Consider the following 14,378-nt stretch of genomic DNA (forward strand, 5'->3'; position numbering starts at 1 on the left):
CGACGCGACCGGCCTTGCGCGCCCTCCGTACAGTGGTGACGTGCCCAGGATTCGAGCGGCCTCCGTGGCCGAGCACCGGTCGATGCAGCGCGGCGCCCTCTTGGACGCCGCACGGTCCCTGCTGTCCGAAGGCGGTACGGAGGCGCTGACCTTCCCCGCCCTCGCCGAACGCACCGGGCTGGCCCGGTCCTCCGTGTACGAGTACTTCCGCTCGCGCGCGGCCGTCGTCGAAGAGCTGTGCGCGGTGGACTTCCCCGTCTGGGCCGCCGAGATCGAGGCGGCGATGGCGGCGCGGTCGACGCCCGAGGCCAAGATCGAGGCGTACGTGCGCAGCCAGCTCGCCCTGGTGGGGGACCGCCGGCACCGGGCGGTCGTCGCGATCTCCGCCGGCGAGCTCGACGCGGGCGCGCGGGAGAAGATCCGCGCCGCGCACGGCGGTCTCGTGGCGATGATCGTCGAGGCGCTCGGCGACCTGGGCCTGCCCGAGCCGCGCCTGGCCGCGATGCTGCTCCAGGGCATCGTGGACGCGGCGGTGCGGCGCGTCGAACTCGGCGCCGCCGAGGACCCGGACGTGATCATCGAGGCCGCCGTCTCCATGGCCCTGCACGGCGTCTGCGGCCAGGGCGACCGGCCCGCTCAGGGCTGACGGTCATCCGGGGTTCGGGACGGGACCCGAGCTCGGACCCGCGTCGGTCGGCAGCAGCCTGGGCGTCGGGCGCGGGAGCAGGCTCAGCGGGTCGCGGTAGTCGCGCTCGCCCGCCAGCAGGCCCCAGTGCAGACACGGGGCCGCACAGTGCGAGCCCTCCGTGAGCACCGCCACGACCTGCCCGGCCGTGACGGCCTCACCCTCCGTGACCAACGGCCGCACCGGCTCGTACGTCGTCCGCAGGCCCCCGGGCAGGGTGAGCGAGAGCACCCCGCGCCCCGCGACCGGCCCGGCGTAGTGGACCCGGCCCGGACCGACCGCCCGTAGCTCCGCGCCCACCGGCGCCCACAGGTCCACCCCCCGGTGGCCGGCGGCGTAGGGCGTCGGAGGCGGGTCCCACCACCGCGCCACCGACAGCGGCGGGGGCAGCGGGCGCACGGCCGGGGCGAGGGCCGGCGCCAGGCTCTGGGCGAGGGTCAACAGCAGGCTGAGCAGCAGTGTCGTCATGCCCCACAGCGTCCCCGAACGGCGCCCGCACCGCCCGCGCCTGTGGACAATCGCGGCGGTGTGGACAACGGCGTCACCCGGCATACCGCCGGGTCCCGTACACTTCTTGTGGCGATCCGGGTCACCGGGTCGACTTCGCACGCCCCAGCGCCGACCGGTTCCGGTCAGGTGAACAGCGTCTCTCGGTCCCTTCAGGGGCAGGGCGCGTCGGGGCGTCAGGAACCAAAACCGAGAAACCAAGGAGATGGCCATGGCCGTCGTAACGATGCGGGAGCTGCTGGAGAGCGGCGTCCACTTCGGTCACCAGACCCGTCGCTGGAACCCGAAGATGAAGCGCTTCATCTTCACCGAGCGCAACGGCATCTACATCATCGACCTGCTCCAGTCGCTGTCGTACATCGACCGCGCCTACGAGTTCGTGAAGGAGACCGTCGCGCACGGCGGTTCCATCATGTTCGTCGGTACCAAGAAGCAGGCCCAGGAGGCCATCGCCGAGCAGGCGACGCGCGTTGGCATGCCGTACGTCAACCAGCGCTGGCTCGGTGGCATGCTCACCAACTTCTCCACCGTCTACAAGCGCCTGCAGCGTCTGAAGGAGCTTGAGGCGATCGACTTCGAGGACGTCGCCGCCTCGGGTCTCACCAAGAAGGAGCTCCTGGTCCTCTCCCGCGAGAAGACCAAGCTGGAGAAGACCCTCGGTGGTATCCGCGAGATGTCGAAGGTCCCCAGCGCCGTCTGGATCGTCGACACCAAGAAGGAGCACATCGCCGTCGGTGAGGCGCGCAAGCTCCACATCCCGGTCGTCGCGATCCTCGACACCAACTGTGACCCCGACGAGGTCGACTACAAGATCCCGGGCAACGACGACGCGATCCGCTCCGTCACCCTGCTCACCCGCGTGATCGCCGACGCCGTCGCCGAGGGCCTCATCGCCCGTTCCGGTGCCGCGACCGGTGACTCGAAGCCGGGCGAGAAGGCCGCCGCCGAGCCGCTCGCCGAGTGGGAGCGCGACCTGCTCGAGGGCGAGAAGAAGGCCGACGAGACCGAGGCCCCCGCGGCCGAGGCCGTCGAGGCCCCGGCCGCCGAGGCCGTCGAGGCCCCGGCCGCCGAGGCTGTCGAGGCCCCGGCCGCCGACGCCGAGCAGGCCTGACCCACTGAGAGCGCCCGGCGTTCATCCGCCGGGCACTCACAGCACGGACGATGACGGCGGGGGAGCCGCGCCACGAGCGCGGCGCCTCCGCCGTTCACCCGTAGATCCACGACTTCGAGAGAGAATCACAGACTCATGGCGAACTACACCGCCGCTGACGTCAAGAAGCTCCGCGAGCTCACCGGCGCCGGCATGCTGGACTGCAAGAACGCGCTCGTCGAGGCCGACGGCGACGTCACCAAGGCCAACGAGATCCTGCGCGTCAAGGGCCTGAAGGGTGTCGCCAAGCGCGAGGGCCGTTCCGCGGAGAACGGTGCCGTCACCTCCCTGATCGCCGGCGACGCCACCACCGGTGTGCTGCTCGAGCTCAAGTGCGAGACCGACTTCGTCGCCAAGAGCGAGAAGTTCCTGGCCGTCGCCGACCAGCTCGCCGCCCACGTGGCCGCCACCAAGCCGGCGGACATCGAGGCGCTGCTGGCGTCCGAGATCGAGGCCGGCAAGACCGTCCAGGCGTTCGTGGACGAGGCCAACGCCAACCTCGGCGAGAAGATCGTCCTCGACCGCTTCGCGCAGTACGAGGGTGCCTTCGTGGCCTCCTACATGCACCGCACCATGCCCGACCTGCCGCCGCAGATCGGTGTCCTGGTCGAGCTGGACAAGGCCGACGCCGACCTGGCCAAGGGCATCGCCCAGCACATCGCCGCGTTCGCGCCGAAGTACCTGACCGCCGAGGACGTTCCGGCCGAGGTCGTCGAGTCCGAGCGTCGCGTCGCCGAAGAGGTCACCCGCGCCGAGGGCAAGCCCGAGGCCGCGATCGCCAAGATCGTCGAGGGTCGCGTCAACGGCTTCTTCAAGGACGTCACGCTCCTTGGCCAGCCGTACGCGCTGGACAACAAGAAGTCCGTCCAGAAGGTTCTGGACGAGGCCGGTGTCACCCTGAAGCGCTTCACCCGCATCAAGGTCGGCATCTGAGTCCGTCCGTACACGACGGACACCGGACCCCGGTAGGGTCTGAGGCAGTCGTCCGCGCTCGCGCGAGGCGACCGCAGATCTGACGAGGAGGCCATTGCCGTAGAGGGAACCGCGAGGACCCACCGGCAATGGCCTTCTTCGTATGTGCACGAGGAGATCTCCATGAATCAGGGCGTGGACCCCCACACCGCTTCCGACGACAAGAGCGACCACGAGAAGAAGGGTCGCCGCTTCATGCTGAAGCTGTCCGGCGAAGCCTTCTCCGGCGGCGGCGGGCTGGGTGTCGACCCCGACGTCGTGCACGCCATCGCCCGTGAGATCGCGGCCGTGGTCCGTGACGGCGCCGAGATCGCGATCGTCATCGGCGGCGGCAACTTCTTCCGCGGCGCCGAACTCCAGCAGCGCGGCATGGACCGGGCCCGGTCCGACTACATGGGCATGCTCGGCACCGTCATGAACTGCCTCGCCCTCCAGGACTTCCTGGAGAAGGAGGGCATCGACAGCCGGGTCCAGACCGCCATCACCATGGGCCAGGTCGCGGAGCCGTACATCCCGCTGCGCGCCGTCCGCCACCTGGAGAAGGGCCGCGTCGTGATCTTCGGCGCCGGTATGGGCATGCCCTACTTCTCCACCGACACCACGGCCGCCCAGCGCGCCCTGGAGATCGACGCCGAAGCCCTCCTCATGGGCAAGAACGGCGTCGACGGGGTCTACGACTCCGACCCGAAGACCAACCCGGACGCGGTGAAGTTCGACGCGCTGGAGTACAGCGAGGTGCTGTCCCGGGACCTCAAGGTCGCCGACGCCACGGCCATCACGCTGTGCCGCGACAACCAGCTCCCCATCCTGGTCTTCGAGCTCCTCGCCGAGGGCAATATCGCCCGCGCCGTCAAGGGTGAGAAGATCGGCACGCTCGTGAGCGACCAGGGCACCCGGGCCTGAGCCCTCCGTCACCGGGCCCGACCGGGCCCGGTCCGGGCGGCTCGCCCCGCCCCGCCCGCCTGAACCATCCAAATCTGACATGCAGGAGCACGTGGTGATCGAAGAAATCCTCCTCGAGGCCGAGGAGAAGATGGAGAAGGCCGTCGTCGTCGCCAAGGAAGACTTCGCCGCGATCCGCACCGGCCGTGCGCACCCGGCGATGTTCAACAAGATCGTGGCGGACTACTACGGTGCCATCACGCCCATCAACCAGCTGGCCTCCTTCGCGGTGCCCGAGCCGCGCATGGCCATCGTGACGCCGTTCGACGCGTCGGCGCTGCGCAACATCGAGCAGGCCATCCGCGACTCCGACCTCGGGGTCAACCCGAGCAACGACGGCCGCATCATCCGGGTGACCTTCCCCGAGCTGACGCAGGACCGCCGCAAGGAGTACATCAAGGTCGCGAAGAACAAGGCCGAGGACTCCAAGGTCTCCATCCGTTCCGTGCGCCGCAAGGCCAAGGACGCCCTTGACAAGCTCGTCAAGGACAAGGAGGCCGGCGAGGACGAGGTGCGGCGCGCGGAGAAGGAGCTCGACGACACCACCGCGAAGTACGTCGCGCAGGTGGACGAGCTGCTCAAGCACAAGGAAGCCGAGCTCCTCGAGGTCTGATGAACGACTCTCCCTGGGCCGCCGAGCCGGCCGCGGCGGGTCCCGCATACGATGCGCTGGTGGGCCCGCAGACTCGGCCCATGCCCATCGTGCCCGATGCCGCCGGCCGTGATTTCGACGACCGGGAAGCACGCGATCGGGGGGCCGCCTTCGCCGGCGGCCCCCCGTTCCGCGCCGAGACGCTGCCGCAGGAGCCCATGCCCAGCCCCCCGCCTCCGCCTTCGCAGGCACCGCAGAACGCATCGTCCCCGCAGCCGAGGAAGCGTGCGGGACGGGACCTGCGGGCCGCCATAGGGGTCGGCGTCGGCCTCGGCGCGGTCATCTTCGCCTCGCTGTTCATCGTCAAGGCGGTCTTCGTCGGCGTCATCGTCGTCGCGGTCGTCGTGGGCCTGTGGGAACTGACCTCCCGGCTCCAGGAGAAGAAGGGCATCAAGGCTCCGCTGGTGCCCCTCGCGGTCGGCGGCGCGGCGATGGTCATCGCCGGCTACGTCCGCGGGGCCGAGGGCGCCTGGGTGGCCATGGCGCTCACCGCGCTGGCGGTCCTGGTGTGGCGGATGACGGAACCGCCCGAGGACTACCTCAAGGACGTCACCGCGGGGGTCTTCGCGGCCTTCTACGTGCCGTTCCTGGCGACCTTCGTCGCGATGCTGCTCACCGCCGACGACGGCCCGCAGCGCGTGGTCACCTTCCTGGTCCTGACCGTGGTCAGCGACACGGGGGCCTACGCGGTCGGCTGGCGCTTCGGCAAGACGAAGCTGGCGCCGCGCATCAGCCCCGGCAAGACCCGCGAGGGGCTCCTCGGAGCCGTCGCCTTCGCGATGGCGGCCGGCGCGCTGTGCATGGAGTTCCTGGTCGACGGCGGCGCGTGGTGGCAGGGCCTGCTGCTGGGCCTCGCGGTCGCGGTCAGCGCCACCCTGGGCGACCTCGGCGAGTCGATGATCAAGCGGGACCTCGGCATCAAGGACATGGGCACCCTGCTCCCCGGGCACGGCGGCATCATGGACCGGCTCGACTCGCTGCTGCCGACCGCTCCGGTCGTGTGGCTGCTGCTGGCCGCCTTCGTGGGCACCGGCTGACCCGTCCGGGTTATCCTGGAAAGCGCGCCACTGATGAGTGGTGCGCTTTCCCGTTTCTGCGGGATGGACCCGTGAGCTCTCCGGGCACCGGGCGTGCCGTATCACGTCGACTCCGCTCGTGTGCGGAGATCGCCCGCCTAGGGTTCGTCAGACTTGAGGAGTACCACTCATGGCCCCCCGTCCTGTCCCGGGAGAGCTCACCTTCGTCGCCCCCCGCGGGGCCAAGAAGCCGCCCCGGCACCTCGCCGACCTCACCCCGGCCGAGCGTCGGGAAGCGGTGGCCGCGATCGGCGAGAAGCCGTTCCGGGCCAAGCAGCTGTCCCAGCACTACTTCGCCCGCTACGCCCACGACCCGGCCGAGTGGACCGACATCCCGGCCGGCTCGCGCGAGAAGCTCCAGCGGGAACTGCTGCCCGAGCTGATGAACGTCATCCGGCACATCAGCTGTGACGACGACACCACCCGCAAGACCCTGTGGAAGCTGCACGACGGCACGCTCGTGGAGTCCGTGCTGATGCGCTACCCCGACCGGGTGACGATGTGCATCTCCTCGCAGGCCGGCTGCGGCATGAACTGCCCGTTCTGCGCCACCGGCCAGGCGGGGCTCGACCGCAACCTGTCGACCGCCGAGATCGTGCACCAGATCGTCGACGGCATGCGCGCCCTGCGCGACGGAGAGGTCCCCGGCGGGCCGGCCCGCCTGTCCAACATCGTCTTCATGGGCATGGGCGAACCGCTGGCCAACTACAAGCGCGTCGTCGGCGCCATCCGCCGCCTCACCGACCCCGAGCCCGACGGCCTGGGCCTGTCGCAGCGCGGCATCACGGTCTCCACCGTCGGCCTGGTCCCGGCCATGCTGCGCTTCGCCGACGAGGGCTTCAAGTGCCGCCTCGCGGTGTCGCTGCACGCGCCGGACGACGAGCTGCGCGACACCCTCGTCCCCGTCAACACCCGCTGGAAGGTCCGCGAGGTCCTCGACGCGGCCTGGGAGTACGCGGAGAAGTCCGGCCGGCGCATCTCCATCGAGTACGCGCTGATCCGCGACATCAACGATCAGGCCTGGCGCGGCGACCTCCTCGGCCGGCTGCTCAAGGGCAAGCGGGTCCACGTCAACCTGATCCCGCTGAACCCGACGCCGGGCTCGAAGTGGACGGCGTCGCGGCCCGAGGACGAGAAGGCCTTCGTGGAGGCCATCGCCCGGCACGGCGTGCCGGTGACCGTCCGCGACACCCGCGGTCAGGAGATCGACGGGGCCTGCGGCCAGCTCGCCGCCTCGGAGCGCTGATTTCCGGCCACGGAAGTGCGTGATCGGCCACGGGGTACCCTGTGGCCGAACCAATTTCATATTCCGACAGGGGAGCGCCACAGCGCTGAGAGTGCGGTATCCGTCATCCGCAGACCCTCTGAACCTCGCCCCGGTCATTCGGGGTAGGAAGTTCGGTCACCACTCAAGCTGTTGCGCCCTGCCCGGCGTCCGCTCCCTCAGAGCGCCGGGCGGGGCCGCGTCTTCTCCTGGTCATCCCAGGAGGAATTCACCAGTGAGCACCACCAAGAAGATCGCGGGAGTCGCGCTCGCGACCGCGCTCGGGGTCACCGCGCTCAGCGCCTGTGGCGGCGGCGAGGGCAAGGACAAGCCCGGCGCGAGCGACGCCCCGACGAAGTCCAAGACGGTCACGCTCGTCTCCCACGACTCCTTCAGCGTCTCCGACGGGGTCCTGAAGGAGTTCGAGCAGCAGAGCGGCTACACCGTCAAGATCCTGAAGTCCGGGGACGCGGGCACCGCCCTCAACCAGGAGATCCTCACCAAGGGCTCCCCGCGCGGCGACGTCTTCTTCGGCGTGGACAACACGCTGCTCTCGCGCGCCCTGGAGAACGGGATCTTCACCCCGTACGAGCCCAAGGGCCTGGACGCGATCGCCTCGGAGTACGTGCTCGACAAGGGCCACAAGGTCACCCCGATCGACTCGGGCGACATCTGCGTCAACTACGACAAGGCCTACTTCGCCGACAAGAAGATCGCCCCGCCGCAGACGCTGGACGACCTGCTCAAGCCCGAGTACAAGAACCTGCTGGTCACCGAGAACGCCGCGACCTCCTCGCCCGGCCTCGGCTTCCTCCTCGCCTCCATCGGCAAGTACGGCGAGGACGGTTGGAAGGACTACTGGAGCAAGCTCAAGGACAACGGCGTCGAGGTCGTCGACGGCTGGGAGCAGGCCTACAACGAGCGCTTCTCCGGCTCGGCGGGCGGCAAGAAGGCCAAGGGCGACCGCCCGCTGGTCGTCTCCTACGCCTCCAGCCCGCCGGTCGAGGTCATCTACGCCGACCCGCAGCCGGCCGAGGCCCCCACGGGCGTCGCCACCGGGACCTGCTTCCGCCAGATCGAGTTCGCGGGCCTGCTCAAGGGCGCGAAGAACGAGGCGGGCGGCAAGGCGCTGATCGACTTCCTGGTGAGCAAGAAGTTCCAGGAGGACATGCCGCTCAACATGTTCGTGAACCCGGTCGTCAAGGGCGCGGCCCTGCCCGAGGCCTTCACGAAGCACGGCGTGGTCATCGAGAAGCCGGAGACGGTCGCCCCCGAGGACATCGCCAAGAACCGTGAGCAGTGGGTCAAGGCATGGTCCTCGCTGGTCGTGAAGTAGGGCGATCCGTGCGGACCCCGAAGGAGAGCGGGCGGGCCACGGCCGTCCGGTTGGGCCTGATGGCCGTGCCGCTCGCCTTCTTCGGGCTCTTCTTCGCCTACCCCGTCGCCGCGATCGTCGGCCGCGGACTGAGGACGGACGAGGGCTGGCGGTTCGGCCGGATCGGCGAGGTCCTGGGCCGCCCCGACATCGCCGACGTGCTGTGGTTCACCACCTGGCAGGCGCTCGCCTCGACGGCGCTGACGCTGCTTGTGGCGCTGCCCGGGGCGTACGTCCTCGCCCGCTTCTCCTTCCCCGGCAGGCAACTGCTGCGCGCCCTGGTGACGGTCCCGTTCGTGCTGCCGACGGTGGTCGTCGGCACCGCGTTCCTGGCGCTGGTAGGGCGGGGCGGGCTGTCCGACGAGGTGTGGGGGGTGCGCCTGGACACCACCGTCTGGGCGATCCTGCTCGCCCACGTCTTCTTCAACTACGCCGTGGTCGTGCGGACCGTCGGCGGGCTCTGGGCGCAGCTCGACCCGCGCCAGGAGGAGGCCGCCCGGGTGCTGGGCGCCGGGCGGTTCGGGGCGTGGTGGCGGGTGACGCTGCCCGCGCTCGGGCCGGCCGTGGCCGCGGCCGCCCTGATGGTGTTCCTGTTCACGTTCACCTCCTTCGGCGTCGTGCAGATCCTCGGCGGGCCCTCGTACGCCACGCTGGAGGTGGAGGTCTACCGGCAGACCGCGCAGCTGCTGGACCTGTCGACGGCCGCCGTGCTGACGATGGTGCAGTTCGTCGCCGTCGGCCTGATCCTCGCCGTGCACGCCTGGACGGTGCGTCGCCGGGAGACGGCGCTGCGGCTCGTGGACCCGGCGCGCACGGCGCACCCGCCGCGCGGCTGGGCGCAGCGGGCCCTGCTGGGCGGGGTGCTGCTGACCGTGGTGCTGTTGATCGTGGCCCCGCTGGCCGTGCTGGTGGAACGGTCCTTCGACGCGCCCGGCGGGTACGGCCTGGGCTTCTACCGGGCGCTGCAGGACGCGGGCGCCGGGGGCGGAACGTTTCTGGTGCCGCCGCTGGAGGCGATCTGGAACTCCCTTCAGTACGCGCTCGCCGCCACCGCCATCGCCCTGTTCGTCGGCGGGCTCGCGGCCGCCGCGCTGACGCGGCGCGCGGGGCGTTTCGTACGGGGCTTCGACGCGCTCCTGATGCTGCCGCTCGGGGTGTCCGCGGTGACGGTGGGCTTCGGGTTCCTGATCACCCTGGACGAGCCGCCGTTGGACCTGCGGACCTCGTGGATCCTGGTGCCGCTGGCGCAGGCGCTCGTCGGGGTGCCGTTCGTGGTGCGGACGATGCTGCCGGTGCTGCGGGCCGTGGACGGGCGGCTGCGGGAGGCGGCGGCGGTGCTCGGCGCGTCGCCGTGGCGGGCGTGGCGCGAGGTGGACCTGCCGATGGTGCGGCGGGCCCTGCTGATCGCGGCCGGTTTCGCCTTCGCGGTGTCGCTGGGGGAGTTCGGGGCGACGGTGTTCATCGCCCGGCCCGACCGTCCGACGCTGCCGGTGGCCGTGGCGCGGCTGCTGGGGCGGGCCGGGGAGCTGAACTACGGCCAGGCCATGGCCCTGAGCACGATTTTGATGCTGGTGTGCGCGGTGGCCCTGCTGGCGCTGGAGCGACTGCGGCCCGACAAGACCTCGGGAGAGTTCTGATGACTTTGCTGCGACTCGTCGGGGTGTCGGTCCGCTTCGGCGACCGGGCGGTGGTGGACGCGGTGGACCTGGAGGTCGCCGAGCACGAGACGGTGTGCGTGCTGGGGCCGAGCGGCAGCGGCAAGTCCACTCTGCTGCGGGTGGTGGCCGGACTCCAGCCGGTGTCCGAGGGGCGGGTGCTGCTCGGCGACGTCGACCAGGCCGGGGTGCCCGTACACCGGCGGGGGGTCGGCCTGATGTTCCAGGACCACCAGCTCTTCCCGCACCGCGACGTCGGCGGCAACGTCGCCTTCGGCCTGCGGATGCGGGGCTCCGCGAAGCCGGCCTACGAGGACCGGGTCGCCCGGCTCCTGGAGCTGGTCGGGCTCCCGGGCGCCCAGCGTCGGGCCGTCGCCTCCCTGTCCGGAGGCGAACAGCAGCGGGTGGCGCTGGCCCGTGCCCTGGCCCCCTCGCCCCGGCTGCTCATGCTGGACGAACCCCTCGGACAGCTGGACCGGGGGCTGCGCGAGCGGCTGGTCGTGGAGCTCAAGGAGCTGTTCACCCGGCTGGGCACCACCGTGCTGGCCGTCACCCACGACCAGGGCGAGGCCTTCGCGTTGGCCGACCGGGTGGTCGTGATGCGGGACGGGCGCATCGCCCAGACGGGCACCCCGCTGGAGGTGTGGCGGCGCCCCGCGTCCGAGTTCGTGGCCCGTTTCCTCGGCTTCGACAACGTGGTCCCGGCGACCGTGGCGGGCGGCTCGGCCGGCACGCCCTGGGGCGAGGTGCCCGTCCCGGCCGGGTCCCCGCAGGGGGAGCAGCGGCTGCTGATCCGGCCGGCGGGGGTCGTCGTGGGAGGCGGCGAGGACGGGTTGCGCTGCGAAGTGGCCTCGCGCACCTTCCGGGGCACGCACGTGGCGCTGCTGCTGCGGCCCGAGTCGGGGCCGGTGCTGGAGGCCGAGTGCGAACTCGCGACCGCCCCGGCGGTGGGGGAGCGGGTCGGGGTCACCTTCGCCCCGTCCCAGGTGGTCGTCCTTCCCCCCGGGCCCTTTTAGGGGGTCCTTCAGGCCGTCCGGATGCCGTCCACCGCGATCGGCAGGTGGCGCGGGCCGCGCAGGACCGCGTTCCGGCGGTACGGGGGCGGGTCCTCCAGCAGGCGGGGGTTCTCCAGCCTGCGGGCCAGCTCGCTCAGCGCCACCTGCGCCTCCTGCCGGGCCAGCGGGGCGCCGAAGCAGCTGTGGATCCCGCTGCCCAGCCCCAGGTGCTGGACGTCGGGGCGGTCCACGTCGAAGCGGTCCGGGTGCTCGAAGCGCTTCGGGTCGCGGTTGCCGGAGGCGAGGATCAGCCACATCGAGGCGCCCTTGGGGACGGACACCCCGTTGATCTCGATGTCGGCGAGCGTGGTGCGCTGGGGCAGCAACTGCACCGGGGGCTCGTAGCGCAGCAGCTCCTCGACCAGGGGCACCGACAGCGCGGGATCCCGGCGCAGCCGCTCCAGTACCTCGGGGTGGCGCAACAGGGTGAGCATGCCGTTCGTGATCAGGTTGACGGTGGTCTCGTGGCCCGCGATCAGCAGCAGGGCCGCCGTGCTGAGCACCTCCATCGTGGTCATGGAGCCGTCCGGGCCGCCGTCCCCGGTGGCCAGCCGGGAGAGCATGTCGTCGCCGGGGTCCTTGCGCCGCTCCTCGATCAGGCCGGCCAGGTACATGCCCAGTTCCATCCGGGCGTCCCGCGTCTTCTCGCGCCCGGCGCCCGGGGCGGCGTCCGGATCGGGGTCCAGGCTCGCGGCCAGGATGTCCGCCCAGACGTGGAAGCGGGCCTCGTCCTCGCTCGGCACGCCGAGCAGCCGGCAGATCACCGTCACCGGGAAGGGGTACGAGAACTCCTCGACCAGGTCGATCCGGTCCGGGTCGCCCTTCTCCACGATCCCGTCGATGAGCCCGGTGACGATGTCGCCGAGTTCGCCGCGCATCCCATGGATCCGGTGCGGGGAGTGCGGGGGACCGAAGGGCCGGTTCGTCATCCGGCGCAGCCGGTCGTGCTCGGGTGGATCCAGCTTCAGGAACGACGGCGGCAGGGCGGTCTCCTCCTCCGCCTCGCCGAGCGGATCGGCGGCCGTCGAGCCGAGGTTGCGGGCGTCGGAGCTGATCCGGGGGTCGTGCAGCAGCGACTGGATCTCGTAGTAGGTGCTGACCACGTACGGCCCGCCCTCGCCGTGGGACACCGGCGTCCTGCGGAGCTCCTCGTACAGCGGGTACGGGTCGGCCCGGTTGGCGTAGTCCATGATCTGCCGAAGGATGGCTTGGCTCATGACAGGTCCTCGTGCGGCTCGGGCCCGCCGCGTGGCGGCGCGGGTCGGTGCGTGCCCGGGTCAGTGCCGGGCGGGGGTGAACGTCATGCGGCGGTCGGCCGGCGAGTAGCCGCTCAGGGTGATCGTCGGTCCGTGCGTGGGCACCGACGGGTCCGGGAAGTCCGCGGGCATCGGCTTGTGGCCCTCGGAGCGGCGGTCCACGGTGGGAAACGGCGGCGGGAAGGGCGAGGTCTCCTCGATCAGCCGCTGGTAGAACGGAAGCCAGCGGGACTGGTCGAAGGTGACGGCCCCGATCACCCGGCCCTGGTACCCGTACACGCCGGTGAAGCGGCGCTCGTCGCGGGCGCCCTGGGAGATGAGGATCTCCGTCCCCATCGACGGCACCCCGACCGACTTGATGTTGACGCCGAACTGGGAGGACCAGAAGGCCGGCACCCACACGTGCGGGCGGCGGTCCGCGCTTTCGCTCAGCATGTTGTGCGCGGCCGTCTCGGCCTGGGCGACGGCGTTGCCCCAGTGCTCCAGGGAGAGGAACTGGTAGCCGAACAGCGCGTGCGGGGAGCGTGCCACGTCACCCGCCACATAGATGTCGTCGGTGACGATGCCCCAGATGTCGAACGCCCGGCAGCCCGCGTCGCACGCGATGCCGCGCGGTCCGGCGCCCAGCCCGGAGCCCGTCAGCCACTCCGTGTTGCGCATCGCGCCGAGCGAGACCACGACCACCCGGGCCTCCACGGCGTCGCCGTCGGAGAGGTGTGCGGCGCGCACCCGCCCCGCCCCGTCGCCCTCCAGCCCGGTCACCGTGATCCCGGTCCGCAGGTCCACGCCGTGCTCCCGGTGCATGTCGGCCGCCACCTCGCCGATCACCCCGCCGAGGGCTCCGACCAGCGGGCCCGCGCCCCGTTCGGCGACGGTCACGGCCAGGCCGCGTTCCCGGCAGGCGGAGGCGATCTCCGACCCGGTGAACCCGGCGCCGATCACCAGGACCCGGTCGGGGCGGGCGGCCAGCGCCCGTTCCAGCCCCGCCGCGTCGTCACGGGTGCGCAGGACGAAGACCCCGTCGAGGGAGGCCTGGTCCTCGTGCGGCCACGGCCGGGCGCGTACGCCGGTCGCGATCAGCAGCCGGTCGTACTCCACCTCGTCGCCGTCGGCCAGCCGCACCCGTCGGGCCGCCATGTCCAGGCCCGCCGCGGGCACCCCGAGCCGCCACTTCGCGTCGATGTCGCGGCGCCGGGGCAGGGCCGTGCGGTCGGCGGTGGCCTTGCCGAGCAGCACCTGCTTGGACAGCGGGGGCCGGTCGTAGGGCTCGTGGGGCTCGTCACCGATCATGGTCAGGGACCCCGTGAACCCCTCGTCCCGCAGGGTCTCGGCGGCCCGCAGGCCCGCCAGGGAAGCGCCGACGACGACGATGCGTCCCTCGCGCTTGAGCCGCTCCAGGGCCGCGTCACCGCTCACCGCTCGCCTCCGGTGTGGCGAGGGCCCCGTTCATCGTGTCCATGAGGATGGCCCGGACGGGACAGGCGTGGACGGCGCGCACGACGTCGTCGTGCCGCTCGTCCTCGGGCTGCGGGTCGTAGAGCAGTGACTCCTCGCCGTGCATGGAGAAGACGTCGGGTGCGAGGAAGGCGCACTGCGCATACCCCTGACAGCGGTTGAGGTCGACGACGAGCCTCATGAGGCATCAGCCTTTCCGTGACCTGATGACCCCCCGACCCCCGACCCCCGACCCCCGACCCCGAATCCCGGCCCCCCGTCCCCCGGAGCCCCGCCGCCGCGGCCCCCCCGTTCCTCCATCATGCGCGCGGCGGCCGCCCGTCGCCCGCCGGGC

14 protein-coding genes are annotated in these 14,378 nt (G+C 71.5%); 10 read left to right on the top strand and 4 right to left on the bottom strand.

The features are described 5' to 3' along the window. Window positions 1-64: 64 nt before the first annotated feature. Window positions 65-646, top strand: coding sequence for a TetR/AcrR family transcriptional regulator (locus M4D82_RS24065; RefSeq protein ID WP_249772111.1), 582 nt, complete (start codon window positions 65-67; stop codon window positions 644-646). A gap of 3 nt (window positions 647-649) precedes the next feature. Here the strand turns inward: M4D82_RS24065 and M4D82_RS34115 are convergent, their stop codons facing one another. After that, window positions 650-1,153: a M23 family metallopeptidase gene (locus tag M4D82_RS34115; protein WP_283844502.1), complete on the bottom strand. Its 504-nt coding sequence runs from the start codon at window positions 1,151-1,153 to the stop codon at window positions 650-652. A 250-nt stretch (window positions 1,154-1,403) separates the two neighbouring features. On the opposite strand from M4D82_RS34115, the gene rpsB reads away from it, so the two are divergent. The 9 genes from rpsB (at window position 1,404) to M4D82_RS24120 (ending at window position 11,294) form a co-directional block, all read left to right on the top strand. Further along, window positions 1,404-2,303, top strand: a complete 900-nt coding sequence (gene rpsB, locus M4D82_RS24080; protein ID WP_249768014.1) for a 30S ribosomal protein S2 — start codon at window positions 1,404-1,406, stop codon at window positions 2,301-2,303. Between the two features lie 135 nt (window positions 2,304-2,438). Beyond that, the gene (gene tsf, locus M4D82_RS24085) at window positions 2,439-3,275 is read left to right on the top strand and encodes a translation elongation factor Ts (protein WP_249768015.1); all 837 of its coding nucleotides are present in this window, start codon (window positions 2,439-2,441) and stop codon (window positions 3,273-3,275) included. Between the two features lie 162 nt (window positions 3,276-3,437). Then, on the top strand, window positions 3,438-4,217 hold the full coding sequence (gene pyrH / locus M4D82_RS24090) for a UMP kinase (RefSeq protein ID WP_249768016.1): 780 nt from the start codon (window positions 3,438-3,440) through the stop codon (window positions 4,215-4,217). Between the two features lie 94 nt (window positions 4,218-4,311). Continuing rightward, window positions 4,312-4,869 carry a ribosome recycling factor gene (gene frr, locus M4D82_RS24095; protein WP_243630638.1) on the top strand — a complete coding sequence of 186 codons (558 nt, stop codon included), beginning with the start codon at window positions 4,312-4,314 and terminating at the stop codon, window positions 4,867-4,869. Further along, window positions 4,869-5,945, top strand: coding sequence for a phosphatidate cytidylyltransferase (locus M4D82_RS24100; protein ID WP_249768017.1), 1,077 nt, complete (start codon window positions 4,869-4,871; stop codon window positions 5,943-5,945). Before frr ends, M4D82_RS24100 begins: the two co-directional genes overlap by 1 nt. A gap of 169 nt (window positions 5,946-6,114) precedes the next feature. Then, entirely contained in the window at window positions 6,115-7,230 is a 1,116-nt protein-coding gene (gene rlmN / locus M4D82_RS24105) for a dual-specificity RNA methyltransferase RlmN (RefSeq protein ID WP_249768018.1), read from the top strand. Between the two features lie 253 nt (window positions 7,231-7,483). Then, a complete protein-coding gene (locus tag M4D82_RS24110; RefSeq protein ID WP_249768019.1) occupies window positions 7,484-8,584 on the top strand; it encodes a thiamine ABC transporter substrate-binding protein in 1,101 nt (366 codons plus the stop codon). A 59-nt stretch (window positions 8,585-8,643) separates the two neighbouring features. Continuing rightward, entirely contained in the window at window positions 8,644-10,260 is a 1,617-nt protein-coding gene (locus tag M4D82_RS24115; protein ID WP_249772113.1) for an ABC transporter permease, read from the top strand. Continuing rightward, window positions 10,260-11,294, top strand: coding sequence for an ABC transporter ATP-binding protein (locus M4D82_RS24120; RefSeq protein WP_249768020.1), 1,035 nt, complete (start codon window positions 10,260-10,262; stop codon window positions 11,292-11,294). Before M4D82_RS24115 ends, M4D82_RS24120 begins: the two co-directional genes overlap by 1 nt. An 8-nt stretch (window positions 11,295-11,302) precedes the next feature. Here M4D82_RS24120 and M4D82_RS24125 read toward each other — a convergent pair whose 3' ends face one another. Genes M4D82_RS24125 through M4D82_RS24135 form a run of 3 tightly spaced genes read right to left on the bottom strand, consistent with a single transcriptional unit; the run spans window position 11,303 to window position 14,225 of the window. Then, window positions 11,303-12,550: a cytochrome P450 gene (locus M4D82_RS24125; RefSeq protein ID WP_249768021.1), complete on the bottom strand. Its 1,248-nt coding sequence runs from the start codon at window positions 12,548-12,550 to the stop codon at window positions 11,303-11,305. A 60-nt stretch (window positions 12,551-12,610) separates the two neighbouring features. Next, window positions 12,611-14,005: an NAD(P)/FAD-dependent oxidoreductase gene (locus M4D82_RS24130; RefSeq protein WP_249768022.1), complete on the bottom strand. Its 1,395-nt coding sequence runs from the start codon at window positions 14,003-14,005 to the stop codon at window positions 12,611-12,613. Then, a complete protein-coding gene (locus tag M4D82_RS24135; RefSeq protein ID WP_249768023.1) occupies window positions 13,995-14,225 on the bottom strand; it encodes a ferredoxin in 231 nt (76 codons plus the stop codon). The genes M4D82_RS24130 and M4D82_RS24135 overlap by 11 nt, the downstream gene beginning before the upstream one ends. Between the last annotated feature and the right edge of the window lie 153 nt (window positions 14,226-14,378).

This window comes from Streptomyces sp. RerS4, from assembly GCF_023515955.1.
Lineage (GTDB): Bacteria > Actinomycetota > Actinomycetes > Streptomycetales > Streptomycetaceae > Streptomyces.

What these genes read in the sequence shown, in the direction of transcription:
- M4D82_RS34115 (WP_283844502.1), bottom strand. Translation starts at nt 1,153, where the DNA reads ATGACGACACTGCTGCTCAGCCTGCTGTTGACCCTCGCCCAGAGCCTG.
- rpsB (WP_249768014.1), top strand. Translation starts at nt 1,404, where the DNA reads ATGGCCGTCGTAACGATGCGGGAGCTGCTGGAGAGCGGCGTCCACTTC.
- tsf (WP_249768015.1), top strand. Translation starts at nt 2,439, where the DNA reads ATGGCGAACTACACCGCCGCTGACGTCAAGAAGCTCCGCGAGCTCACC.
- pyrH (WP_249768016.1), top strand. Translation starts at nt 3,438, where the DNA reads ATGAATCAGGGCGTGGACCCCCACACCGCTTCCGACGACAAGAGCGAC.
- M4D82_RS24100 (WP_249768017.1), top strand. Translation starts at nt 4,869, where the DNA reads ATGAACGACTCTCCCTGGGCCGCCGAGCCGGCCGCGGCGGGTCCCGCA.
- rlmN (WP_249768018.1), top strand. Translation starts at nt 6,115, where the DNA reads ATGGCCCCCCGTCCTGTCCCGGGAGAGCTCACCTTCGTCGCCCCCCGC.
- M4D82_RS24115 (WP_249772113.1), top strand. Translation starts at nt 8,644, where the DNA reads ATGGCCGTGCCGCTCGCCTTCTTCGGGCTCTTCTTCGCCTACCCCGTC.
- M4D82_RS24120 (WP_249768020.1), top strand. Translation starts at nt 10,260, where the DNA reads ATGACTTTGCTGCGACTCGTCGGGGTGTCGGTCCGCTTCGGCGACCGG.
- M4D82_RS24125 (WP_249768021.1), bottom strand. Translation starts at nt 12,550, where the DNA reads ATGAGCCAAGCCATCCTTCGGCAGATCATGGACTACGCCAACCGGGCC.
- M4D82_RS24135 (WP_249768023.1), bottom strand. Translation starts at nt 14,225, where the DNA reads ATGAGGCTCGTCGTCGACCTCAACCGCTGTCAGGGGTATGCGCAGTGC.